The sequence below is a fragment of the Ilumatobacter sp. genome (genome assembly GCF_041688325.1).
Taxonomy (GTDB): Bacteria; Actinomycetota; Acidimicrobiia; order Acidimicrobiales; family Ilumatobacteraceae; genus Ilumatobacter_A.
On record NZ_JBDNIJ010000259.1, the window covers coordinates 1 to 2,446 of the forward strand.

General features: G+C 62.1%; 2 protein-coding genes. Both read right to left on the reverse strand.

The genetic code is table 11. The features are described 5' to 3' along the window. Window positions 1-234: 234 nt before the first annotated feature. Window positions 235-1,227 carry a prolipoprotein diacylglyceryl transferase gene (lgt, locus tag ACH2EI_RS14305; protein WP_395160529.1) on the reverse strand — a complete coding sequence of 331 codons (993 nt, stop codon included), beginning with the start codon at window positions 1,225-1,227 and terminating at the stop codon, window positions 235-237. A 2-nt stretch (window positions 1,228-1,229) separates the two neighbouring features. Then, window positions 1,230-1,994, reverse strand: coding sequence for an alpha/beta hydrolase (locus tag ACH2EI_RS14310; protein ID WP_395152632.1), 765 nt, complete (start codon window positions 1,992-1,994; stop codon window positions 1,230-1,232). Window positions 1,995-2,446: the final 452 nt, after the last annotated feature.

Consider the following 2,446-nt stretch of genomic DNA (forward strand, 5'->3'; position numbering starts at 1 on the left):
CCAAGTTTCCGGCTCCTAAGTCACCATCTCGCCGAGCTGCCATCTCGCCGCGCCGTCATTTTGTGTGAGCGATAGCGGGAACCGACGCTGCTATTGCTCACGCAAAACATGGCGCCAGCTTCTGTGTGAGCAAAACTGGGCAATAACGCCGCAATCGCTCACACAAAATGGTCCAACCAAGCGGTGAGAGATTTGGCCGCACGTTTGGCTGGTTCAGGTTTGCTGCCGCGTCGATCAGTCGTCGGGGTCAGCGATTGCGGGTTCGAGATCGGTGTCGAGTGGGTCTGCGTCATCCGTGTCTGCAGCCGCGTTATCTGCGTCATTGACCACTTCGCCATCAGCAGTCGGGTTCTCTCCGCCGTCGCCCAAGTCACCGTTGTCGAGGGCAGTGGTGACCGACTCGTCACCGTCGTCGAACGGGTCGATCTCTTCGAGGATCGGATTGCGGCGCATCACGGCGAGAGCGATACTGCCGCCGACGACCATGGCGATCGCGACCCACTGGTTCCAACGCAGTCCAGCAAGTTCGTCGGCTCGGTCGATGCGGAGGCCTTCGACCCAGAAGCGGCCGAGCCCATAGCCCGCGATATACATCGCCATGAGCTGGCCGAGACCTGGACGCCACTTCCGATCGATCCAGAGCAGCACGCCACACAGCGCCAGGCTCCACAGCAGTTCGTAGAGGAACGTCGGGTGGAACGTGGTGCCCGAGGCAAAGCCAACGAGGAGATGGGCGTCATCGATTTCAAGTGCCCACGGCAGGTCTGTTGCCTTGCCGTAAAGCTCTTGGTTGAAGTAGTTGCCCAGGCGCCCAATCGCTTGGGCGAGCGGGATCGCGGGCGCCGCGCATGTGGCCGCCATCGACATGCTGATGCCCTTGCGCTTGGCGAGAAGCAGCCCGACCGGGATACCCGCAGCGAGACCGCCCGGGATCCCGAGGCCGCCTTCCCACAACTTCGGGATGGCTGCGTAATTGTCGGTGAAGCGGTCCCAGTCGGTGACCACGTGATAGAGCCGTGCTCCGATCACACCGGCAATGACTGCCCAGACTGCGATCGAACTCGCATCATCCGTCGTGCCGGCATTGCGTTCTTCGAGGCGCTTGCCGAACAGCCAGACTGCGGCAATCACACCACAGGCGATGGCCAGCCCATAGATGTTCAGGCTGAGTGGGCCGATGTCGAACGAATTGAACGACGGCGACGGGATGCTGCTCAACAGGCTCATCGTCAGGCTCCGGTCACTCGTGCAATGAAGGCTGCGGCGCCGGCGGTGATGTCGGCGGCGTCGTAGTCCTGCGTGGCCACGTGGAAGCTCCGGTCGAGCAGCACGTGTTCGACTGCGCCACCCGCAGTCGATGCCAAGTGGTCACTCGCCGCGGGTGGCACCACATGATCATTTTTTGAGGTGTACAGCAGGATCGGCATCGCGAGCTCGCCGTAGCGATCGGCGATGGGTGCTATGCCATCGTTGTTCAACGAGAGCAACGGGACGAGCGGAGTCCCTTCGTAGGCGATCTCGGTCGCATCGGGGTCAGCGATGTCGGAACCGATACCAGGCGCCACGGTCATGCCGTCGTCGACCATCTCCTTGATCATCGTCAGTGCATCGTCCGCCTGGTTCATAGTGGCCGGGTTCACCAGGACGAGGCCGGCGATATCGGGATGCTGTAAACCGACCCACAGGGTGAGCGTGCCGCCCATACTGAGGCCCATCACGACGATATGAGAGGTGCGCGATGCAAGGCGCTGATAGGCGGCTTCGGCCTCGCCCGACCAGTCGGCCCAACTGGTCGTCAACATGTCGTCGATGGTCGTCCCGTGGCCGGGCAGCCGCGGTAACTCGACGTGATAGCCGAGCTCCGCGAACGAATCGGCTTGAGCGCGAAGGGACGACGGGTTGCCGGTGAAGCCGTGAATCACCAGCACGCCAGCGTCGCGGCTGCCCTCATGACTCATTGGTTCGCAGCCGGGAAGAACAGTTGGCTCACTCATCAACAGTCCTTTCTACTTGCTCAGGGCGCCTCAGCCGACACATCACCACTGAGTTCCGCGCATTGTTCGCAGCCTCAGGCTCTGCAATGGTGCTGGAGATGGCAGGAGTTGATCGAACCGAGGGGCCCCATCCGTGGGCACCCGGCGGATCACTGTCCTGCGAATCTGGTGATCAGGCATCATCACTCCCTCTCGACTTCGATCCAGTCAACTACGGGCCGCCGCGACATAACGCCTGGTCAGCAAGAAGACGCGTGTCCACGGCGATCGGCCGACCTGCTGCCCCTCGTCGCCTTCAACCAAACCACCTACTGACACGTCCACTCTTGACCCGCGGGAAGCGGGAGAGAAACGGGTCGGTCAGACGTAGGGGTCGTTATCGGAATGGGGCAATTCCCACCAGTCACCGGAACTGCTGGACGTTGCGGTCTCAGGGGTCCAGTCAGGGTGCG